General features: G+C 41.9%; 20 protein-coding genes. 9 read left to right on the top strand and 11 right to left on the bottom strand.

What is annotated here, in order from left to right:
- The first annotated feature begins 20 nt into the window (after positions 1–20).
- Positions 21–800, top strand: a complete 780-nt coding sequence (locus tag M2408_RS25715) for a LuxR C-terminal-related transcriptional regulator (RefSeq protein WP_259187439.1) — start codon at positions 21–23, stop codon at positions 798–800.
- Between the two features lie 31 nt (positions 801–831).
- A complete protein-coding gene (locus M2408_RS25710) occupies positions 832–1,272 on the top strand; it encodes a hypothetical protein (RefSeq protein ID WP_259187438.1) in 441 nt (146 codons plus the stop codon).
- Between the two features lie 66 nt (positions 1,273–1,338).
- On the opposite strand, the gene M2408_RS25705 is transcribed toward M2408_RS25710, so the two are convergent.
- Complete coding sequence (locus M2408_RS25705; protein ID WP_259187437.1) at positions 1,339–1,974, bottom strand: methylated-DNA--[protein]-cysteine S-methyltransferase; 636 nt, start codon at positions 1,972–1,974, stop codon at positions 1,339–1,341.
- Positions 1,975–2,239: 265 nt separating this feature from the next.
- On the opposite strand from M2408_RS25705, the gene M2408_RS25700 reads away from it, so the two are divergent.
- Positions 2,240–2,776 (top strand): biopolymer transporter ExbD, encoded by a 537-nt coding sequence (locus M2408_RS25700; RefSeq protein ID WP_259187436.1) that lies wholly within the window; start codon positions 2,240–2,242, stop codon positions 2,774–2,776.
- 250 nt (positions 2,777–3,026) lie between these two features.
- Here M2408_RS25700 and M2408_RS25695 read toward each other — a convergent pair whose 3' ends face one another.
- Complete coding sequence (locus M2408_RS25695; RefSeq protein WP_259187435.1) at positions 3,027–3,593, bottom strand: hypothetical protein; 567 nt, start codon at positions 3,591–3,593, stop codon at positions 3,027–3,029.
- Positions 3,594–3,774: 181 nt separating this feature from the next.
- On the opposite strand from M2408_RS25695, the gene M2408_RS25690 reads away from it, so the two are divergent.
- The 3 genes from M2408_RS25690 to M2408_RS25680 all read left to right on the top strand — a co-directional run bounded on the left by M2408_RS25690 (position 3,775) and on the right by M2408_RS25680 (position 6,430).
- The gene (locus M2408_RS25690; RefSeq protein WP_259187434.1) at positions 3,775–4,167 is read left to right on the top strand and encodes a group III truncated hemoglobin; all 393 of its coding nucleotides are present in this window, start codon (positions 3,775–3,777) and stop codon (positions 4,165–4,167) included.
- Between the two features lie 251 nt (positions 4,168–4,418).
- A complete protein-coding gene (locus M2408_RS25685; protein WP_259187433.1) occupies positions 4,419–4,793 on the top strand; it encodes a BlaI/MecI/CopY family transcriptional regulator in 375 nt (124 codons plus the stop codon).
- Complete coding sequence (locus M2408_RS25680; RefSeq protein WP_259187432.1) at positions 4,790–6,430, top strand: M56 family metallopeptidase; 1,641 nt, start codon at positions 4,790–4,792, stop codon at positions 6,428–6,430. Before M2408_RS25685 ends, M2408_RS25680 begins: the two co-directional genes overlap by 4 nt.
- A gap of 120 nt (positions 6,431–6,550) precedes the next feature.
- Here the strand turns inward: M2408_RS25680 and M2408_RS25675 are convergent, their stop codons facing one another.
- From M2408_RS25675 to M2408_RS25640, 8 genes are all read right to left on the bottom strand, one after another.
- Positions 6,551–7,096, bottom strand: coding sequence for a hypothetical protein (locus tag M2408_RS25675; RefSeq protein ID WP_259187431.1), 546 nt, complete (start codon positions 7,094–7,096; stop codon positions 6,551–6,553).
- A gap of 3 nt (positions 7,097–7,099) precedes the next feature.
- Positions 7,100–8,266 (bottom strand): TlpA disulfide reductase family protein, encoded by a 1,167-nt coding sequence (locus M2408_RS25670; RefSeq protein WP_259187430.1) that lies wholly within the window; start codon positions 8,264–8,266, stop codon positions 7,100–7,102.
- A 19-nt stretch (positions 8,267–8,285) separates the two neighbouring features.
- Positions 8,286–9,407 carry a TlpA disulfide reductase family protein gene (locus M2408_RS25665; protein WP_259187429.1) on the bottom strand — a complete coding sequence of 374 codons (1,122 nt, stop codon included), beginning with the start codon at positions 9,405–9,407 and terminating at the stop codon, positions 8,286–8,288.
- Between the two features lie 22 nt (positions 9,408–9,429).
- Entirely contained in the window at positions 9,430–10,707 is a 1,278-nt protein-coding gene (locus tag M2408_RS25660) for a M43 family zinc metalloprotease (RefSeq protein ID WP_259187428.1), read from the bottom strand.
- A gap of 36 nt (positions 10,708–10,743) precedes the next feature.
- Entirely contained in the window at positions 10,744–12,228 is a 1,485-nt protein-coding gene (locus tag M2408_RS25655; RefSeq protein ID WP_259187427.1) for a RagB/SusD family nutrient uptake outer membrane protein, read from the bottom strand.
- A 12-nt stretch (positions 12,229–12,240) separates the two neighbouring features.
- Complete coding sequence (locus tag M2408_RS25650; RefSeq protein WP_259187426.1) at positions 12,241–15,777, bottom strand: SusC/RagA family TonB-linked outer membrane protein; 3,537 nt, start codon at positions 15,775–15,777, stop codon at positions 12,241–12,243.
- A 48-nt stretch (positions 15,778–15,825) separates the two neighbouring features.
- Entirely contained in the window at positions 15,826–16,860 is a 1,035-nt protein-coding gene (locus M2408_RS25645; protein WP_259187424.1) for a FecR family protein, read from the bottom strand.
- A 71-nt stretch (positions 16,861–16,931) separates the two neighbouring features.
- Entirely contained in the window at positions 16,932–17,510 is a 579-nt protein-coding gene (locus tag M2408_RS25640) for an RNA polymerase sigma factor (RefSeq protein ID WP_167457265.1), read from the bottom strand.
- Between the two features lie 294 nt (positions 17,511–17,804).
- Between M2408_RS25640 and M2408_RS25635 the strand changes: the two genes are divergently transcribed.
- The 3 genes from M2408_RS25635 (at position 17,805) to M2408_RS25625 (ending at position 22,876) form a co-directional block, all read left to right on the top strand.
- A complete protein-coding gene (locus M2408_RS25635) occupies positions 17,805–19,283 on the top strand; it encodes a hypothetical protein (protein WP_259187422.1) in 1,479 nt (492 codons plus the stop codon).
- Positions 19,284–19,373: 90 nt separating this feature from the next.
- A complete protein-coding gene (locus M2408_RS25630) occupies positions 19,374–21,167 on the top strand; it encodes a cytochrome-c peroxidase (RefSeq protein ID WP_259187419.1) in 1,794 nt (597 codons plus the stop codon).
- Positions 21,168–21,583: 416 nt separating this feature from the next.
- On the top strand, positions 21,584–22,876 hold the full coding sequence (locus M2408_RS25625) for a hypothetical protein (RefSeq protein ID WP_259187417.1): 1,293 nt from the start codon (positions 21,584–21,586) through the stop codon (positions 22,874–22,876).
- 142 nt (positions 22,877–23,018) lie between these two features.
- Here M2408_RS25625 and M2408_RS25620 read toward each other — a convergent pair whose 3' ends face one another.
- Entirely contained in the window at positions 23,019–23,453 is a 435-nt protein-coding gene (locus M2408_RS25620; protein WP_259187416.1) for a DoxX family protein, read from the bottom strand.
- Positions 23,454–23,624 lie beyond the last annotated feature (171 nt).

The following is a 23,624-nucleotide window of genomic DNA, read 5'->3' as shown; positions in this document are numbered from 1 at the left end:
GTATTAACCGATTAACTTTTATGGAGTCACCTAAATCCAAATATTACCTTACAGCAAAGAAATTCTGGAAGACAGTTGTAGACATTGAGAAAACAGCAGATACCTCCCACTTACAACAACAGATCGAATTTCATAAACGTTTGTTAAATATATTTCAAGCAGGAAATTTCTATTATTTAGTTTTCAACATGTATACAGGGGATGTCGAGGTCATCAGCGAAGAATGCCAAAACCTGATCGGCTATAAACCAGATGAGCTTTCTATTCCATTCCTCATGGAACGTATCCATCCTGATGACAAACCCTATTTTCTCAACTTTGAATATAAAGTCGTAGAGTTTTTTAAGAGTTTACCTTATGAAAAAGTAAAAAGCTATAAAGTCCAATATGATTTCAGGTTCAAAAGAAAAGATGGGCATTACATCAGGATCCTGCATCAAGCTATTCAGATAGATTATGATGAAAATAACTTCTACCGGACACTTTCTCTGCATACCGACATATCGCATATAAAACAAGAAGGAAAACCCTGTTTCTCACTTATTGGACTTGATGACGAACCTTCTTTTTTTAATATTCAACTCGATCAAGCGTTCACAAAATCCTATGATATGTTTACAAAGCGAGAGCGAGAAATTTTAAAATGTATCCTCGAGGGCAAGATGAGCAAAACAATTGCCGATGAGCTGTGTGTCAGTCTCCACACGGTAAACACGCACAGGAAAAATATTCTTGCTAAAGCTGGCGTAAAAACACCAGTGGATCTGATAGCCAAGGCGATAAAGGAAGGCTGGTTGTAGGCTAAATAGATTAATAACTTAAGGAATTTAAATGAAGCATTTACATAAACCTAGACTCTTTCTGCTTATTTGGCTCTTACATATTCTAGTGTATTATTCCATCTATTTAATCGTTTTAAGAATATTAAAAAATGACTATGAGGCTTTTTATACGGTTCTTGGTGGTGCTATTGGCGGATTAATTGGCTGGTTGGAACAGATACCATTCTTTATCTTAATACCAATTTCTATCATGCTTGCTCTTATCAATTCCTTCTTAAAGAAAAAATGGTTTGAAGCCTATCTAATTGCTATATTGACAGCTTATTTAGCAGACTATATCTGGCTATTTTCAGAAGATAAAAACAATGGAGTGTTACTGTCTACCATTGATATCGACCTCATTTATCTGATTATTCCATCACTATTGATAAGCATCCTTAGTAACTGGCTTATTTTTAAGCGGTACTATAAAGCCATTGCATCGCTCTAAGACTATCTTTTATGGCATAAAAGCGAGAGCCCTGATCAAATTACCAGAACAGCAAGAGATTTATTTTTAATCAAAAAGCGTCGGAGTCCGATCTTTCATTTCCAGATCAATAAGAATAGATTTATTTTTCAGGCCACCTGCAAAACCAACGAGTTTACCGGTTCCACCGATGACCCGATGACAAGGTACAATAATGGATATCGGATTCTTGTTCAATGCACCACCGACTGCACGTACAGCTTTGATATCGCCAAGCTGGCGTGCCAGATCTCCATAGGTTTTTGTTCGGCCATAAGGAATAGTGAGCAAAGCTTCCCACACCTTAAGCTGAAAGGGAGTTCCCTGCATATCCAGCGGTAGGTCAAAAACAGTACGCTTGCGGTCAAAATACTCCAAAAGCTGTTGTTGAGCGAGTAAAAGTATTGGTGCATGGTCATCTCTATCCGGTTTAGATAACTTTGTACGGGTATAGTCTTCACCTTCCCACAATACAGCAGTAAGACCGCGCATGGTCGCCACAAGCCTTATGCTCCCTACCGGTGATACGATATCTGTATAGACAAGTCCTTTATCCTGCTCCATATTTTTTATTGGCAAGTTACTAATCTTTTTTATTTCATTTCCCGCAACGAAAATACGTTCCCCAACAATCTCCCCTAACTGACGACCTATATTATACAACCGCCACGACCACTTTATCACTGCTTCACCTTTTTGCGATAGTCACTACCAGAGAAGACAAGTTCTCAACCTTAGAAGTTAGTATCACCACAACACTATTTTTAGCACCAGCAAATCTTGGTCTATCATCTTCTACTAGATAATTCTTTAACCTATTGCAATTGAACCCTCTGAAAAAATTCAAAAAAAAACGGCTCCCCTTGTCAAAAAAAAATATGGAATAGTTCTCGTCGGGGCATCATATCAATGTGTATGAACAAGAGTTATAACCTAAAGACAAAGCATCATGGCAGAATTAAACCAAAAAACACAAGAAAGCGGAAAGAAAAAAATTAGAAGCCGGAAAATGGCTCCAAAGGTAGATCTGACAGCGATGGTAGACCTTGCTTTTCTTTTGATCACCTTCTTCATGCTGACCACAACCTTAAACAAACCTGCAGCAATGGATATTGCCATGCCAGACAAAACAAAAGGTGAGGCGACACCACCAGTGCTCATTGACGAAAACCGGACAGCGACATTGATCCTTGGGGATGGAAAATTTATGTGGTATCATGGCGACTTCAAGAAGCCCATTGCCTTTTCTGAAAAACCAAGCGATATAGAGAAAACATTACCGCAAGTGCTCACACAGTTGAAAGCAAAGATCAGTACCCTGCCCAACAGCAAGGATATGATCGTACTGATCAAACCGAGCAAAGAAGCAAGGACGAAAGATCTGATCCATACAATTGATGAGATCAAACACCAAAACATCACACGATATGTCATTGGTAAAACGCAAGAAGAAGAGGAAAAACAGTTATTGGCTTCCGTTCAGTAAAATACGAAAGGGAAAGCACCAATAGCAATGAAAATTGACTGAAGCTCTTTCTGGTCAATAAACCGAGCGTAACGAGTTCATTGATGCCTTAATGAAAAATACGAATCAATAAAAACAGGCAATTCAGAAAAAAAAGCCTATGTATTCAATATTCCAAACAGGACTGTAGCGATCCGAGCATAATCAAAGACAAAAGGGCCATTCCAAAATTGAATGGCCCTTTTGTCTTTGTATTCAGTATTACAATCTATTATCTTTTGTCCAGATTTTCCCAATAGCGTTCCACATTCTCTTTTACCTCGGTAGGCAAAGAAGCATAATTGTCTGAATAGGAAGTCTTAGCATATCCATCCTCCGCCTCTGCACGCAGACGATAAAATTGTCCCTTATATAAAACCAAAGCAATACAGCTCAGCTGCTTTTCGACGTGATCCTTTGGATGCCTGGAATAGATAAACACCGCATCCAGTTTCCCATCTTTGTCAGCATCAAAGAAGGCTTTTCTGGATTCCCACACCGAAGTAATAATACCATCTTCAACGATAGTTTCCTCCACAATAGGCACCCACATACCATCTTTTCGCTGAAATTGCTGTGCATATAGTTTATCCGGATCTGCTCCGCGTTCCTCTTTTGAAAAAATGATATAATTATCTTCCTTTTCGGTCTGAATATGCTCCACCTGCAGCACACGCTTGCCTTTAAATGGAAAACCCGAAGATTCAAAATTTTCTTTGTTGACTGTAATATCGGTGATTTGTGCCTGCGCGGTGTAACATCCCAGCAGCAGCAGGACAAAAAAAGTGTATTTTCCCATGTATTTTCCCTAAATATCTATTCAAATTACTGACAATAAAAGAAAAATCCAATATTTTTAACATGCATCTTTACATCTACCTGATTCAATTCTCCTATATTCTCGCTAAATTTATCTTATTCATACACCGTGCAACAGCTACAGATGAGGTATCCGTTTCACAAAAGCAGGCATTAAACCCATGAAACAGGACATTCAAACCATCGCGGACATAAAAATATTAGTCGATCAGTTTTACAACACCGTTCGTCAGGACAATCTCCTAGGCCCTATTTTTCAGGAACGTATCCAGGACAATTGGGGCGTACACCTGGAAAAAATGTATCGCTTCTGGCAGACGATCCTGCTGGATGAACATACCTACTTTGGCAGTCCATTTCCACCCCACATCCCCCTTCCCATTGAGGCAAAACATTTCGATCAATGGCTCCTGCTGTTTGAAGCGACCGTCGATCGGTTATATACAGGTGAAAAGGCTGACGAAGCCAAATGGCGCGCACAAAAAATGGCACAGATGTTCCAGTTTAAAAAAGAATATTTTAATACCAATCCAAAAAAGAAACCCCTGATATAAGGCATTTCGTATTCCAGGTTCGATATGCAGTCTCACTTCATTTTCCACTAGCATTCCAGATAAAGTTACCCCCCAGTATCCGATAGGCTCATTATTTTAGCAGTTGCCATTCTCTTTTTCTTGTAACAAAAATTGTTTATCACAAGCAATAAAATAAAAATAAAAGACTAGAAATCAATTAAATATACATAAATAACAAATTTTAACACTCTACATTCTACATAATGTAGAATAGATTCTATATTTGTAGTATGAATAAATTATCAGCGACTGAAGAACAATTGATGGGGTACATCTGGGACATGAAAAAGGCCTTTATGAAAGATCTTATGGAAGCCTATCCTGAACCCAAACCCGCTCCGACGACGATTGCGACATTATTAAAACGGATGACCGAAAAAGGAGCTATATCGTATGTATTATATGGCAATTCACGTGAGTATTATCCCCTATTCGATAAGGACAGTTATTATCTCGCACACGTCAATGATATTGTTGAAACGTATTTTGATAATTCAGCTTTAAAATTTGCTTCTTTTTTCACAAAACAATCGCAGTTGAACAAGGAGCAATTGGAAGAACTGAAAAAAATAATTGATTCAGAAATTAAAAACAAAGCGACATGATTATCTATTTGGGAAAATTGATCGCCTGTTCAGGCTTACTGTATCTCGTATACATTTTTCTTCTACAACAGCATAAGCTATTGGTATTTAACCGGTTTTATTTGCTCGCTATTATACCAATCGCTCTTTTTGCACCATTGCTGCAAACTGCTTTACCGTCTTTTATTCCTGATTTTTTTCATTTTAATAGAGTTCAACCGGAAGTCGTTCCTGAGAACATGGAGCTTGTCATCACAGCCCCTGCAGCCGTCCCGCAGGAACCGTTGATATCAACCAACACGGCTATTTTCCTTGCCTATCTACTGATCGCGATTGTACTTCTGATTAAGTATTTATTGAGCTATAAAAAGTTCTCGACTTACATCGATCGTGCCGCAGCGACTGACAATCCTTCAATTTATAGCATTCATGGCCTCAAAACTCCCTTCTCATTTTTCAGGCGGATCTATGTTCCCCGTGGAGCCTATTTACAAGGAGAGATTGAGGCTTCGATTATCGCCCACGAACAGGCGCATGTAGACCAGCGCCATTCCATAGATGTGATCGTCATGCAGTTCATGCGCGTTATACTATGGTTCAACCCAATGGTTTACCTAATCGACAGAGCCGTTCGACAAAACCACGAGTACCTGGCAGACGATGCTGTAGTACAGGTTTATGAACGCGCCAGTTACCAACATCTGATTATCCAGTGGAGCATGTCCTCCCCCGATATAAACGCATTACCGGCCAGTAATTTTAATTTTTTAACAACAAAAAAACGATTAATTATGTTACAGAAAAGAACAAACAGTGGTAAGCTCCTGCTGATGCCAGCGCTTACCCTATTGCTGACAACAGCAATTAGTCTGTTGTTTTCGACTCATGTCGAAGCGCAGAAGACAACCCCGGCCAAAACAGAAAAAACTGAACCAGCGAAACCGGCGATGACTCCGCCTGCGTCCAAAAAACCGGGTGCTCCAAAAGCTGTATCTGAACAGCCTAATCCGCCCAGAAGAGCAGATGCTCCCGCAATGGAACCCAAGAAAAATGCTGCTCCAAAAGAAGAAACAGTACGCTTTCCAGAACCCAAGAAAAGCCCTGCTGCTCCAAAAGAAAAAACAGTACGCTTTCCAGAGCCCAAAAAGACAGATGGAAGCAGTAAGAAAACAACTGGAAGTAAACCTCCAGTACCTAAAGAGGTAAAATTGGATCCTGCGCCACCTAAAATCGAAGAAGTGACTTTGGAAAATGTACAAATTCAGGAGCCTAAACGGGTTAATGTAAACGGAAATGGAAATTCAAGCGGAAACGGGAATGCCAATACAAATGGAAACACGAACGGAAACGTAAAATTTCAAGAACCTAAACATGTAACTATGCGTGCAACTGCAAATGTGAGCACTGTCACATCGGTAAAAGCAAACAATGTTCAAGTCAATGATCCCAAAACTGTATCGATAGTAAAAACAGGAACTGCCACATCTGGATCGGCAAAGGCAACGGAAATTAGGTCAGCGGAACCAAATACCATAACGAATGTAAACGTGCGTTCTACTAGTACCATCAGCTCCGAAGCAAAGGAAAACAACGGAAAGCGAGCCGCAAAAATCGTTCTTAAAGGTCAACCCGCAAAAAAAGAGCTTACATCAAATTAAACAGGATTTATGTCAAGTGACATGAAACGTCTGATTCAAAAAGCAAAAAAACCGGAGGAACAATCGTTCCTCCGGTTTTTCAACCAAGCCTATGGAAAAATCGTGAAATCCATGAAGCTTTTATTGCATACGTACCGCCTGAATCACTTTCGGCTTGGATGTTAGGTAGTTCCTAAACCCAGTTGCATACTGTTCAATCTCCGCATTTAAGGTTTCGATGTACTTCTTTTTCGCTCCGCTATCACCATCCAGTTTTACCATCCAGTTAATTTCAGTGCTATCATCCCCTTTTTCTTTGGTAAATATCGCTACCTGAACCGCTTTCAAGCCCGTCGGCAGCGCATCTTTTTCAATCGTATACACCAAAAAACGATGCTGCTCCTCCAATTGGTTCAGCAATTCATCGCGCTTGGAACCGTCCTTAAATGTCACCTCCCGCGCAATAGGCAATTCAGTACCCTTGTTAACCATGGACTTCACATATCCATTGGAAAGAACGGCAACCAAGCCGTTATTCTTCAGCAACGACCAGACCGAGTCCCGTGCTACGGGAACCTCGATCCGTCGGTCTATATCCCAGCTTACAACAGCTGCTGTGGCCATTTGCGCCTTACCTTGCATCGCAACCGATACCAGCAAAACAAGCATGAAAAGAATACGTTTCATCGGTTATTTGTTTAAAAGTTTGGCCAATTCTTTTTCAAGATCTGCACCACGAAGATTTCGAGCTACCACTTTACCATCACTGTCTAACAAGAAGTTAGAAGGAATTGCTGTGATATTGTAATACTGAGCGGCTTCATTTTTCCAGCCTTTCAGATCCGATACTTGCGCCCAAGGCATTTTATCATCTTTTACCGCTTTCAACCAGTTATCCTTCTTATCGTCCAATGATACGGCAAAGACATCAAAACCTTTTGCCTTAAAAGCATTGTATGCTTTCAATACATGTGGGTTCTCAGCCCGGCAAGGACCACACCAGGAAGCCCAGAAATCGACCAATACATATTTCTTACCTTTCAGGTAGTCGTATAAGTTGACATTCTTTCCTGCGGCATCTGCCTGTGTGATATTGATAAATTTAGCGCCATCCTCTGTTTTCTTCACAGCAGCAAGAGCCTTGTTGATATTTTCCTTCACTTCCTTTGCTTCCTGTAACCAAGGGTATTTTTCAATCAGGGGATTGACATAGCTCAGGATAAATTCCTGATCACGTCTGGGACTGACATAGCCCAAAGCATAGACCACCTGCGGTTCATTTTTATAGTTCTTAACGTACCATTTAGCGCGGGTAGCCATATTATCATATTGTTCCATCATCATATCCGTCAACGATTTAGTCATTGCCGTATCCTTGCTCTGCATAGCCATGTACTGTCTTTTACCAATAGCAATGGTATTCTGATAGTTTTGATAATTTTCCCAGTTCAGCATATTGATCAACTGATTGTCTTTACCTTCGGATTCAATAAAAACATAAGGCGGATTTTTGATTTTGATTTTAGCGGTATCCAAGCCTCTAAAATCAATTTTTAAATCATCATTACCGGCCCAAAAGGTGATTCTATCCCAACCAAAAACATCCAGGCTGTAAAAACGAGGTGTTTTTGCCGGTACTTTTATTTCATAGGTATTATCTGCCTTTAATTGAATTTTCTGAAAAACCTCTGCATCCTTCATGGCTTTGTCTTTCAATACAAAAGGAAATTTCTCCTGACTCTCTTTATCTGGTGGAAATTTCACTGTTCCCCGTACGGTAATGTAATCTCGCGTTTGCGCAATTAATGCTGTAGTCATCAATAGTCCAGCGACTATACCTAATACCACTTTTTTCATGTTGTATCTAATTATATGTTTAAAATTTAACCTTGAATAATTCTTCTAATTTTTTCTCCATAGCGCCACCACCTTTGGGCTCAAAACCGATTTCCTTCATAATGATTTTGCCTGAGGGGTCGATCAGATAAGAAGTCGGCACTGCATTGACATTAAATAGGGAGTAGGAAACCTTGCGGTCGTCGTATAACTGTGGCCAGGGATTGGACTCCTCCTTTACAGCTTTTAACCAGGCGTCCTTATTTTGATCGATCGAAATATTGATCACAATAAAATCCTTATCCTTGATCTTGCTATAGACCTCACGGATCCTTGGGAACGAGGCCCGACATGGGGAACACCAGGAAGCCCAAAAATCCAACAGGATGTATTTCCCCTTAAACTCATTAAAGCTGCGTAATTTTCCAAGGGCATCAGGCAGTTCGAAGTTCTTGACCGTAGCACCTATATACGCATTTTTCTGCCCTTGGATCTTGGCGTGTAAGGTCTGCGATTCTTCGCTTTTTTTGACCTTATCCGATAATTTATTGTAATAATATTCCAATCGTTCGAGTGGTAATGTCGTTTCCTGCGACTGTATAAAGACAGGCGAAACCGATGCATTTGGTTTCACAAATACATTCAGCAAAGAATCATTCAAGTGCACAAAAAGCTGTTCTTTATACGCTTTTGCGGTTTCAAATTGTGCATTTCCGGTCTTCATGGCATCTGCACCATATTTTTCCTGCGTCAGACGCATGGATTCCCGAAATACCTTGATTTTAGCTTCAGTGTATTGGTAAAAAGAAGTTGCTGAGGCAAGACCGCTCACTTTACCGGACGACAAGCCTTTCACTATATCAAATTCCACGTTGATTGTACCCGATTGATCGTAAAACAAGACTAGCGGTGTATACATACGACGTTTGGCATGATCATATTCAATGGAAATCGCTCGGGATCCGACTTTTTTATCTTCAAAATTGATTTCGAAGTGGCCATTTTTTATTTCTGCCGAATCTTTCGCCATACGATTGTACAGGTATACCTTGTTATGCCCTTCCGTATCACCAGTTACCTTCCCAATGACCTTGACCTTAATCTGACCGATGGCCAGCTGCGCGATCAAAAGCCCTAAAACACTAAAAATTATTTTCTTCATCTATCTAAAATTTATTATTAAGCTACTCTGATTGCCATGCTTTCCGTACGGGACAACGTTCCATGACCAAACGCATCCGCTCTATCTGTCCCTGGGTGAAGCTATTCCGTAGCGAAGCAAAGCGGACATCATCCATAGCGTTGTTTGCCAGAAACTTTTCACCATCTAAGCCTGTCCTCAGGAGACCTGAAGATTGGTTTGCCGTCTGCGTATTCCCCGTAAAATATTTCTTCGTATCCGCCACAAAGTCATTGACAGGCAAGGTTATTGAATTCGTTGCATACAGACCATAATATATACCCAGATGAGGAGCGATTTCTATTTTTAGACTCGACTCCGGAAAGAAAATTGACCGCTGAATCCCCAGACCGTAGATTGTATAAAAATCAGTTGTCGGGATTTCGGCTTCCGAGTTAACGATATTGGCAATCCCCTCGATTGCCTGCTGTCCTGCAGGTACGAGTTGATAAGCCGCACGGTTATTTCCAATACTGGTATTTGCTACTGTTGGATAGATATAGATATTCAAAAATTTATCCTTGTTCCATTGGTAGGCAGCAGTCGCATTGATTTTCGCCGTAAAATTTGTGGGTAAAAACTGCGCTGTGGGGGAAGCTTTCCAACTTGCATCATACAGGATCTTATTGTAACCAGGTAGTGCTAAAGCCATCCCTGCCGGATTTTTCTTCGCCAGACGGAATTCAAAATTTGCCTGCCCGCCATTTGGATCTTTACCATACACATTGTTAAATACTGCATTCGCATAGGCTATAGCCGACTCCAATTGTTTTTGCTGAATATCTTGATAGGTCAGGGCATCATAGCCAGGGTCCGTCGTACTCAGCTCAAACACATGGAATACCACATCAATGTAGCGTTTTGCTCCCAAAGGCTTTGGCGCTTTAATCTGTACTGATTTAACCTTAGATTTCAGCCCACCGATCTGCGCATAAAATTCTCGTGTGTTCTTCGAAAGATCTTTTACCTGATATTCCATTCCTTCGACCAGCTGTCCATCCGCAAAAATCTTGACTTCAGCTTTCGGGAGCTTAGCGTAGTCCACATACATCATCGTATCCCTTGGCTGTCCCCCCGCATCCTTGATCTGCACTTTACGATAGGCCTCCAGCACAAATTGCAATGTCGCTTTGCCATCGGCGATCAGCGATGTGCTTCCTGTCGAAAAGTAGATGGAATCGATATCTCCGACTTCCGCTGCATAGGTTTGGTAATTAAACGTGTCTTTTTTGCAGGCCTGCAGGCCCAGCAAGACAATGAGTACAAAGAGTATATTTTTCATCTTTATCTATTTTTTTCGTTCATTCATCTATAACACTTAAAAAATAATTGGATTCCAGCCTTCATTTGGTACGATATGCGGATTTTCCTGCAATTCAGTCAATGGAATCGGCAATGCATAGTAATAGTCTCCGGCCTCGACCTTAATGTCAAATTCCTTATCGAAAAACTTGAGCTTACGCTGCATCGTGCCCAGTCGGTAACGTTTGAGATCTAACCAACGCTTATCCGTATCACAAAAGAATTCCTTGCGTCGCTCGCTGATAATCTCACGCAGCAGCTGTTCATTATTCAGATTGTTTTTTGCTGTTGCCCCTCTAAATCCTTTAAACTTATTTAAGGTTGCCAGCGCTTGCTCGTTCTGATTTAAACGGCAGTAGCTCTCCGCCAATATCAGATACGCTTCCTCTGGCGTAAACAAGTGAATACGCACATATTTTGGTCCATTGGGCATCCCGTCTGGCCAGGTACTTGACAATACAGCTCCATTGAAATACGCCGCCTTCCGTATGTCATCGTTGTCAAAAGATTCCAAAAATCCGGGATCCACTTTTAGATTTGCCGGAGCAAAACCCAGATAATCGTAAGGCGATCCGTAGATGGCGCCGACATTACCAAAGTTTAACGATTGCATATAAACTGCCGGATATTCGGTATTGAGATTGCGCTGCACATTTTGAAAAGCCGTCAGTGTATTTGGAATATATGCATCCACACCATCGATAGCCGCCAGTGCATAGTTGCGCGCTTCTTTATAATCTTCCGCTTGTCTGGCCGAGGACTCGGCCTTAAACCAATAGACCTGAGCCAACAGATTCTGGATAAAACGACCATTGAAAAAGCGGCTGTAACCAGGGTTCCCTCCTTCCGATTGGTAGAAGGCCAAAGCCTGTTTCAGATCGTCAATAAGGACTTTGTATACATCAGCCGATTTCCACCTCTTCATTTCAATACCTACCACCTCTTTTCCTGTATGCAGATACAAGGGAATTCCCCGGTCTTCCTTATCCATAGGTGCGAAATATTGCTGCAGTTTGAAGATATAGTAGGCCCGATGTACCAGCATCTCTCCTTTTACGCGTTTCAGTTCACTCGGATCAGCCTGCGTTAATTCGTCCGACTGGTCGATCAATGCGTTTAGAAACCCGATCACAGCATAATAGTTGTTCCAGATATTATCCGAGGTCTCCATATCGTTAAAAAGTAACTTATTAGCATACAATTTTTCGATACCGTGGATGTTTTTGGGATTGATATACTGCCCCATATTACCAGCAAAATCGAAATTGTCCGCATAGGCCTCAAACATCATATTTTGTGCTTCGTTCATAATTGGAGCCTGCCCAACAATTGGACTGGTGTTTGACCGTGCAAACATATCCAGATAACCAGCCAATACAGATTTTGCGTCGTCCAGGGTTGTTACCGCCCGTTGGTTTTTCGGCGGTAGATCCAAGAAGTCCTTACAACCGTTATTGATTAATGTACAGCATAATGCGATATAGATTACTATCTTTTTCATCTTTAATAGCTATTAAAATCCAATATTTAACGAAAATGAATAACTTGGTGTGGTTGGATAACCAAAAGCCATCTGTGTCTCCGGATCCGAACCTGAATAAGGTGAAATCGTAAACAGGTTATTGGCAAATACGCCGATCTGCAGCTGTTTGATCAATTTTTTGAGCACCGCTGGATTTGCGCGCCAGTTGACACCGATTTCGGTACATTTGATATACATCCCTGACTCAATATCCCTATCGATGAGGTAATTGACATAATTTGAAGCTGTCGGTGAATAATAGGGGATATCCGTCACATCACCATACTGACGCCAGCGGTATTGCTGTTCCTTGAGACGGTTTGTACGTCCAGCTGTCACATCATCCGTCATCCCACTCGGTCCCTCCCGACGATCCTGAAATCCCTTGATCATATTACCGTCCGCAAACACAAAGTTTGTTGAGAACGTCATGCTTTTATACCGCAAGCGCGTATTGAAACCGCCATATAATTTAGGGTCCTGCTGTCCCAAGTAATATGTCCTGTATTTGCTCTGCAAATCTGCCGACGATATTTTTGAAAGATCAATAATTTCCTCGCCGCTGATATTTCCGGCCGCATCCAGACGTTGGGCCTTCACCATCATGTGCCCATTATTCGGATCGATATGGTCATATTTATAGCCAAACCAAGAACGCATCGCATAATTCTCTACATTTTGTGGTGTTAGATTAGACACTGTCGGTTCTTTCTTATAATACACCTTATCGAGGTTATTTTTGACTGTCGTCAGATTTCCGCCAACCTCCCAGAGCCAGTCTGTCTTTTTGAGCAATTCCACACGTGCCGAAAGTTCCCAGCCTTTATTGGAAAGTATTCCCGCATTCACGACAGAACTCGTACGCCCTACCGATACTGGCAATACCACATTGTCCAAGAGATCGGTCACCCGATTATCGTAATAGTTGGCTTCGATATTCAGACGGCTATTCAAGACAGATATTTGGGCACCATAATTTATATCTCGCTTCTTTTCCCATTTCAATACAGGATTACCGTATTTAAACGCTTGTGCTTTTACGACATCATCATAGACCAATGCGCTGAGGGTATAGGTATGGAAGGGATAGACCGAACGGTTGATACTGCCTGTATAACCAAAACCTGCCGAGAGTACAAATCGGTTCAACCAGGGCAGTTGTTCCTTGACAAACTTCTCTTCATGTCCGTTCCATTTGGCACCCACCGACCAGAGTGGTGTAAACTGATTTTTTGAGCCAATGATATCCACACCGTCCGAACGGAAATTCGCATTAAAGACATAACGATTTGCATAACTATAGGTTGCGGAACTGATAAAGGATACGGAGCGATCTTTTTCATAATAAGTACCACCTAAGCGTGACAAATCCAGCTTTTTATAGTTCGCCGGTGGCACATCATCCCAGGAAGGATAGCCCGCCATACGGTAGTCCTGCAAATAAATGGGATTGTAGTGAAAGAAACGATTGTTTGTCCGCTCGGAGACCTCATTGGCAAAAAAAGCCTGAACATAATGCTTGTCTGCGAAAGTCTTGTTATACTCGATGGTATTCCGGACCGTGTAATCGAGGGTTCTGCCTGAATTTTCCTCCAAAAAGCCATAGTTAAATTTCGGTAATACTCCAGATCCACTCGTCCGGGCCACATTTAACCAGTTTTGAGCAAACGAACGGTAGGTACCCGCACGAGATTCATCCGCAGTAGATACATTGGTATAATTCACCACAGCGGATCCACGGTATTGGAATCCATTTAAAAACTTCCATTCCAGTCCAAACTGACTCCGTACATTGGCATAATCCGTGGTCAACGTATTTTCCCGCAGTTCTTTGATGATATTGAAAGTCTCATAATTTAAATAGGCCGTTTCACCAACTTTACCACTTAAATCCCGATAGGTCTTATCCCAGGCATACGAACCATCTTCCTGATAAGGTCGTTCATACGGATTGGCAAATAGCGCATAACGGAATGGATCCATGGCCGATTGCCCCTCCTTATTTTTCTTGATCGTAGAATACAGATTAAAATCGACCAATAGTTTATCGTTGATATTACGCGTCAGTTTGACATTCATCCCCCCTTGTTTGTTGTTATTTTCCATCAGTGTACCATTGGCATCCTGATAGTTCAACGAGACATTGTACTGGAGTTTCGTACTTCCACCGCTCATGGCAATATTATGAGACTGCTGATAGGCCGGATTGTACAGTACATTGATCCAGTCTGTATTGATCATTGACAGTTGGTTGATCTGCTGTTGCGCTTCCGCTGCTGAAATAGCGCCATTATCTACTTGTAGCAGCAATTGGTTGGCACGTCCACCATAGACCGGATGAAAATCTTTGTACAATTGGGTTTCGAAGGCCAGCTTTTCTGCCGAATTCATAAAATTGAATGCATTGCCCGGCTGCATATTCAAGGACTGCTTGGTGCTATAATTGATATAATCCTTGTCAGCTTCCCCACGTTTGGTCGTGATCACAATCACGCCATTGGCCGCGCGGGCACCGTAGATAGAAGCTGCGGTCGCATCTCGTAGAATATCGATGCTGGCGATATCTTCCGGCGGAATATTTCCGATCCCGTTGGTCAGCAAGCTATTGATATTGGAACTTGTTTTATCTGTTCCAGCAACCCCACCGTTCTGTAGCGGCATACCATCCAGGATGATCAGCGGCTCACTGCTTCCGGTCATAGTATTACTCCCGCGGATGATAATTGATCCAGCTTCGCCCGGCCTGCCCGAGTTGGAGCGGACATAGACACCGGTCAGTTTTCCACGCAGGGCCTTGTCTACGGTCGTTATCCCCGATGCCTGCAGATCCTCCCCCTTGATGGAGGAAATATTTCCGATCAATTTATTGCGTTCACGTTTTTGAAAGCCCGTGGAGATGACCACATCATCGAGCTGTTGTGCTTTGACACGCAAAGTCAGCATCAGTGTTGTCTGTCCAGCGACATGGATTTCTTCGGGGTGATAGCCCAGGCAATTACAGAGCACCTGCTGCCCATCAGCAGGGCGGAGCAACTTAAAAGTCCCCGTACGATCAGTGGCAGTACCGATCCTGGTACCTTTGATCAGCAAGGTCGCTCCCACAACAGGATTGCCCCGTTCGTCAACCACCTTCCCTTGAATGGTATCTTTTTGTGCTGCCTGCAAGGTTAACGCTGCTGCTTTTGTTTCCCCGGTTCCTTTCGTCGTTCTTTTCTTCACCAAAACCTGCTGTCCCGAAATCTTAAATTCCAATTTCGTCTGCTGTTCAAGTAGCTGAATAACCTGTTCTATCGAACAGTTGGCACAATCAAAGGAAATCGCAGGACTGTTTTCCACGGCCTTGTCGTAGAGAAATACATACTTGCTCTGTTTCTCGACCTGACGGAAGACGCTTATCAGCGATTTTTGTTTGGCGGCGATATTGATCTGTGCCTTTAGCCCTCCAAGCGGTGAAAGTATCAAAAGCCATACGCCTCCCCCGAGCAAAATGGATTTCACACGCCTATACTTCATGAAATGGTGTTTCATAATGTTTTAGGTTAAATATTAGAAAATTGATTAGTTTGCTTTTGTTGCTTATTCGTTTTTCGTGACCGTAATCTCAATATCAAAAAACCGCAGCATTTCCACGACTTCTTTCATGGAGTCCGTTCGCTTGATCCTTCCTGAGATTTTCTTCGTAGTATCCTGCTGTTTTAAGCCTATAGACACTGGATACCAGCGCTCAAGCTCCCTGACGATTGTGAGTGCGTCAGCATCTTCAAAGTAGAATTCGCCATTACGCCAAGCCACTACCGATTCCGGATTAGCCACTGTATGAACAGTCCCCACTAGCCCATCTGACACATACTGTTCGGCTGGTTTCAGTACCGTTGGCGCATCTTTTCGTCTGCTATCGCGCAGCGCTACAGCGCCCTCCAATAAAGTGACGGTCTTGCTTCGCTCATTGTGATACCCTCGGGTATTAAAATGCGTTCCCAATACCTTCACCTGCTGTTGTCCCATCGTGACGATAAACGGAGATTTTTTGTTGTGCGCCACCTCAAAGTAAGCCTCACCAGTTACCGAAACTGGGCGCTCAGCCGCTTCAAAATGTGCTGGAAATTTCAGTTGCGAAGATGCATTCAGCCACACCTCTGAACCATCAGACAATGTCACATGTAATTGCTTTCCTCGTCCGGTCTGCAGAGTTTGAAGCTGCCCCTGCAGTTTCGTATGATCTAGTTTTCTAAAATCCAGTGAACTGGCGTTGTGCGCCAATTGAGACAAATTGCTATCCAATGGGCGCGCACCATCCAATAAAACGGTATCACCTGTAGATAGAATGAGTTTTGACGATGAACTAGCATCCACATAGGTTGCTTTGAGCTCCTTCTCGTCCATAAAAGAGGTGGATGAATGCAGCCACAATTTCCATAGCGAGCCCAACAGCAATAGCACGAGTACCGCTGCTGCACCAATTGCCCAGCTGTTCCGATAGAACGGCATTGATCTTACAGTCATATCAATAGCCGATAGACTGTAGTCATGATCTTGCTCAGCTTTGCGGACAATACCTTTCCAGATCTCGTTCTGTTTATTCCTATTTGGTTTATTGGATAGAAGACGCATAATCAAATTTTGATTTCTACCTATATAGTCTGTCCTTTTTCAAAAACATACTATATAAAAAATAAAAAAAATTAAAATTTGATAAAAAACAGGAATAAGAGCCAGGTAGCCTTATCACCAAAACGGTTCTTAATACGCTTTAAAGCAGTAGAAATTTGGTTTCTCACAGTCTGTACAGTAATTCCCAATTTGTCTGCAATCTGTTGGGCAGATAGGTTTTCAAATCGGCTGAGCAGAAATATTTCACGCATTTTTTCGGGCATAGCATCAATTTCCTTTCTTACTTGCTGATTTTCGGCGGCAAAATCCTGCTGTTCCCCCTCCTGAAAACTATAGTCCCAGTATTCCTCCTGTTCATTAATGGGGACAAAGATGGGGAGTCGATCCCGTTGGGCATAGAAATCGTATATTTTATGACGCAGCATGGACATCAAGTAAGCAGCGATATTGCTTTTCACTTGCCAGCCAGCGCGATTTTTCCAAATAATGTAAAAGACATCTTGTGTAATGTCAGAAGCATCTTCTTCTGTAGGTAGTTTTTGCAGGGCTGTCCGATAGATTTTTTTCCAATACGTGTCAAACAGCCTTTTAAAAGCAATGGGATCGGCATTATTAATCGCCTCAATCAGTTCAACATCGTCTCTGTTCACAGCTAGGTTTTTCGTTAAAAGGTACTTGTTTAGAATTTATAATTTCCAAGTATAGAAAAAAAAACTTAGAAAGCAATTTCTAAAACCTCTTTTTAAGACAGCTACCTTTAAAAAAAATAGCGAACTCAAGTTCCTGTATGCGAATAAAATAACTGATTAGATTAAATAGATTAAAGTACACTAGAACAACCTATCCAAACAGATAAATTAAACTAAAAAGTATAGACAAAAGATAAATTGTTTATTTAAAATAGAGTTAATATACAGCTAATATCGCTAGAATACCTTTGCGGTATGAGAAGAAACCAAATTACAATCCTGAGTTTACTATTGTCAGTGGCAATAGCTGGCTGTAAAGACAACGACAAAATCGGAGATGGTGGAGAGAATCCGCCGGTGGAAAATTTAGAAAACTATTCAAAAGAACCCGCTTTTGTCTTTGGCATGCCCGGTTTTGAAAATTTAAAGATCACCACCCTGATCTCAAGTTCAGATAAATTATCCGGCAGTCCTGAATTCGTATTCGCTGGTCAACCTGATGGTGCTGGATTTATGAAGGATGACAAATCAGATGGTTTCCTGATGATCAGTAACCACGAAATCACGCAATCGGTATCCCGGGTTTATCTTGATAAAAACTTCAAACCTATTAAAGGCGAATATATCATGGATGGTACTGGTGGTAGCACCAGACTGTGTTCGGCTACACTTGCCACACCTGAGGAGCATGGGTTTTCCGCTTTTCTAACAGCTGGAGAATCTGGCGAAGAGAGCATGGTTCATAAGCTGGATCCACTGGGATCTGTAGCCCAACGCTCGGACAAAAACCGTGTTAAGCCGGCTTTAGGAAAAGCTTCCATGGAAAATGCGGTGCCACTTCCAAAAGACGTATCCAATGGCAAGACCTATATCCTAATCGGAGAAGATCAATCCTACGGTTCAAACCATCAATCCGCTGGCCAATTGATACTATATGTCGCTGATCAACAAGGAGACTTGGATAACGGCAAGCTATACGCCCTAAAGCGTAGCAATAATGACTATACCGAGACGAATATGAAAAAGGGTAGTTCCTATGATGTCGAGTTTGTCGAAATTCCGAATGCCAAAAATCTGATGGGTAAAGAAATCAACCAAGCTAATATAGACAATAAAGCCATCCGTTTCTCTCGGGTAGAAGATGTGGATTACCGTAAAGGTGCTGGTAATGGACGTGAAGTCTATTTTACCGCAACTGGGCAATCAAGTGATGGCAAGACCCCAACAGAAGGGTTAACAATGTGGGGCCGCGTCTATAAACTGAATATGGACGCTAAAGATATGTTGAAGGGCAAATTAGAAGTTATAGCTGAGGGAGATTCCGATCCGGGAAATAACCTGATCAATCCGGATAACCTATGTGTGACCGAAAACTACGTGTACATACAGGAAGATGGTGATTCTTATTATACTGATGCCAAACACGATTCTTATATCTGGCAATACAATATGGCGACCAAGACCTACAAGCCTTGGTTAAACATGAAACATGAGCGCAACAACCAAGATTGGCAAACAGCTTATAACCAAAGCGGCAACCTGCAGAAATTTGGCTCATGGGAATTTGGAGCGATGACAGATGTTTCCAAATTGGTTGGCATTCCAAATACCTTCGCTGTCAATATCCACTCTCACACTTGGCAGAATGATAAATTTGCCAACGCGGATGGATCTGGTGCGGTTACCAACAAGGAAGGTGGTCAAGTCGTTCTTATCCGTAACGTACAACGATAATTTAAAAAAATCAATACTAAAACTCAAAAGGGTATTCTTTCATAGCGAGAGGATACCCTTATTGTTATTTTATTCAAACATAAAAAATAAATGAAATATTGGCTTGTGAGCGGTCTGATAGCAATTGTATTATTGGCTATCATGTGTAAGGGAAATCAGGAGACAGATCCCCAAGATCTGCCAGCGATCAGACAACAGGTGTTAAAGATCAATACCGCATTTGATAAACAGATTGACCAACAGATCGCCAACGTCGAAAACAATAGTAGCGACCAACAGTTGCAACAAGGATTTGATCAGTTGCGGCTCACCTATAAAACTATGGAATGGGCAGTTGGCTATTTTATGCCCGAGACCGCCCGTTTTTTGAATGGTCCCAACCTGGACGAAATCGAACTGGAAGAAAATGCCGTCATCGAAGCTGAAGGTTTGCAAACTTTGGAGGAATATTTCTATCCCAGTTATCAAAAGGAAGAAAAACAACAGATTATTCGATTTTTAAAGAAGCTAAAAAACAAATCCCTAGCGATCAATACTTATTTTGAGGTCAATACCTTATCATTGCCACAGCTCATGGAATCATTACGCAATGAAGTATTCCGGATCACGACATTAGGCGTTACAGGTTTTGATACCCCCATCTCGGGGAAAGGTCTCGTCGAATCGACTCATGCCCTCGATGGTGTCGCTGATGTACTGCGTATGATCAAAGGACAGGTCAATCATCCTGGCGAGATCGAAAACATCTTAGGCTTAATTAAAACAACCAATACGATATTGGGCAAGAGTGCAGATCGGAACCAATTTGATTACCTCGGTTTGATGGATCAACATTTGAATAAAATTTCCGATGCACTGCATCAATTTCGAAAATCCGAAGGTATCCCATCCTTGCAGGTCAATCATCCTATCTCGCCCGATGCATCCAATCTTTTTAGCGAAGATGCCTTTAATCCCGATTTCTTTGTTCCCTCAGAGCGACAAAAAATGAGTCCTGAAAAAGTTACTTTGGGCGCCAAATTATTCCGGGACAATATCTTATCCGGGGATCAAACCCGTTCTTGTATCTCCTGTCATCATGCAGACAAAGCCTTTGCGGATGGGGTCAAAGTACCTAGTACCCTATCCGGTGCGAAGATGGATCGCAATACCCCCTCCCTTTCCTATAGTAATTATCAACATGGGCAATTCTGGGATATGCGTCGTGAAGATCTGGAAGGACAGAGCATGGACGTCATCACCAATAAGGACGAGATGCACGGATCCATGACGGAAATTGCCAAACGCCTGAATCAGCATGCAACCTATACAAAAGCGTTTAACAAAATTTATAAAACCGATACTGTTGAAAATTGGCAGGTACAGAACGTATTGGCCAGTTATGTCCGTTCATTAAGCACATTTAACTCCCGCTTTGACCGTTATATGCGCGGTCAGACGCAGCTATTGACTGCAGATGAGAAAGCCGGGTTTAACCTCTTTGTAGGCAAAGCCAAATGTGCTACCTGTCATTTTGTTCCCCTGTTTAACGGGACGGTACCACCTGAATATGCCAAGACCGAATCTGAAGTATTGGGCGTGGCCGTAGACTATCGTAATAAGCAACTGGATCCCGACCGCGGCAGAGGACGCTATCATGAGACGGTGCCACAATTGCAATATTCCTTTAAAACACCGACAGTACGCAATAGCAGCAAGACAGCGCCTTATATGCACAATGGTGGTTATGTCACCTTAGAACAGGTCATGGATTTTTACAACAAAGGCGGTGGTCAACAGTTTGGCTTTAAGTTGGACAACCAAACCTTACCGACGGATACATTGGGTTTAACACCCAAAGAGACAGCCAAAATTATTGCTTTTCTCAAAGCATTGGATGATTGATGTCAAAAGGAATATTCGTTCGTCGCCATTTGTAAAAAATGCGACAGCGGAAATGTGAGTAGTTAGCCGTACAAAGAAGCCGCATGAACGGGGAGTTCTATGCGGCTCAAGTATGTATAGATTATCAGGAATATATATGACGATTGAAACCCGCAATTGTCCCGAAAAATTTTAGAAAAGTTTTAGAAACCTTGATCAGAAGTGCAGCATACAAAAAAAGAAGCCGCAAGAACGGGGAATTCAATGCGGCTGTAACCAAACTAAGAATAGTAATTAAAATAAATCTGTGTTATTAGTAAGACGGTTCAGCAGCCCGATTGTCCCGAAAAATTTTAAAAAAGTTTTTTACTACCTTAGATAAAGAAATCAAACGAGGAAAACCAACTTGTTTTTCATTAACTAACGTAATATTTTATATGAAATCATATGCACTTGTTTTAGCAGCGGGCCTGCTTCCGGTTGTTGCCTTGTGTCAGAAGATCGTTGCCCCCGGCAGCCAGGATATCAACACCAAGTATATAAAGCCTGAGAAATCGCTTTACACGGTATATTATGTCAAAGAGACCAACTGGGACAAGCAGGGTACAATAACGTATGATATTGTTGCGGCCAACAATCAACTGAGTCTGACAAGTTCTTATACACCCAAAGACAATACTTGGGTCACGGCCCGCACCAGCGTCGTGGATGGAAGCACACTAAAATCCATCAGCTATGCGGCTGACACCAAGAAAACAAAATTAAATCTCAACTTTGGCGAGACCATCACCGGTAATTATTATTCCAAAGAAACCAAAAAAGATAAAAAGCTGAATTTACGTCCTACCGAACCATTTATTGATTTCAACTGGACAGACCATCTGATGGGCACACTTCCCCTAGATGTTGGGTATAAGGCACGGATCCCTCAATTTTACTACAATGACGAGTCCAATGTTCAGGTGGAATACTACACGATTAAAGAAGTCAAAAGCTATAGTTATGGCTCACCGAAAACAGGCAAACATGACAGCTGGTTAATCACGCTATTGGAAGAGAACACGGGGGCCATCTATAATTATGTCGTGGACAAGAAAGACCGCCGTTTATGGCAACGGGAGATGTCCATGGGCAATGGTAAGTGGGAAATTACAGTCAACGAGGAGCTCGATTACCAGCCGATCAAAAACCGATTTAACAAAGAGCAGGCTATTCAGCAGATATCCAATGGTAACAGTGTGATCATCGGCACCGCATATGCACGGTCAAGCTCTGGCAAGCGGCTGGCTGGTCTTGTCAATACAGCGAAAAAACAATATGCGCCAAAAGGAACGGAGATTATGCTTTTTCCAAATTCAGCATACTATGAAGAATGGCTTGAGGTAAACAAAAAAATCCGAAAGCAAAAGAAAGTTGCGGAGGTTCCGCTGGATGCCGATTTTGGCCATTCCGTCAAACGTACAAAGACCTATGATGATGAGGGGCACTTTGAATTTGCTGAGCTAATGCCCGGCAATTATATCATTATGACCAGCTTTGATTTTTCCAACTCCTATAATTATTCTTATGTATCGGGTTATACCAATTATTATAATTATTGGGGCTATACCGGATCTACCACAAATTACGGAACCGGACGGTCTTCATATATTGACAAGGCGAATATAGAGAAACGCATCACTATAGATAAGGATGGCGAGAAGAAAGAAGTGAATTTAAAGGAAATGTAACAAAAAAAAGCCGCACAAATGGGGAATTTGCTGCGGCTTCACACTAACCTATGAAAAACATATACTTTGTGAAAAAGTCTATACTTATAAGACGGTTAAGTGAGCCAATTGTCCCGAAAAAAATAAAAAAAATTAAATTACTTTATTTTCTTCTGTGCCGTTCCAAATAATGATCAAGACTGAAGGGAAAAATTCGGTTTGTCCCCAATAGAAAACAAGCACTTGCCCCCACCCAGACCGAATAGTTAAAAGTGACTTTGATACCAAAGGACAGCATCATTGTCAATGCAAAAATAGTCAGCAACCCTCCAGAGAACAGCGCTACCAAACGTGTCCGATAGCCGATCAACAGCAAAATCCCCAAAACTACTTCGAGTACCGTAGCTCCGATAGCGAGCACATTGCTCATGGAAGCAGGCGCAAAAAAATTAAGCTGATTGGAATAAGCGACGAAATTCGCCCAGTTTCCCCATGAAGCATTCGATGTACCGGGTGCTCCCCAAAAACCCAAACGATCCGCCACGGCAGATAAAAAGGCTGTTGCTACAGCCAGACGAACAAAAAGTTGACTATACATATGCTTTATTTTAATGATCAAATATAAAACAACAATAATCGTGTCAACTTAAACCAGTTTAAGAAATGAATTGACCAACAACAATAAGGCCGCCAGTACATCGGGTACTATGCGGCCTTAAACATCAATTAATACGAATAAGAATTTATATGGTGTATCTCTCCATTAAAT

Source organism: Sphingobacterium sp. BIGb0165 (genome assembly GCF_024810095.1).
Taxonomy (GTDB): domain Bacteria; phylum Bacteroidota; class Bacteroidia; order Sphingobacteriales; family Sphingobacteriaceae; genus Sphingobacterium; species Sphingobacterium detergens.
The sequence above is the reverse complement of the archived record's forward strand: the minus strand, read 5'-3'. Positions and strand labels throughout refer to the sequence as shown.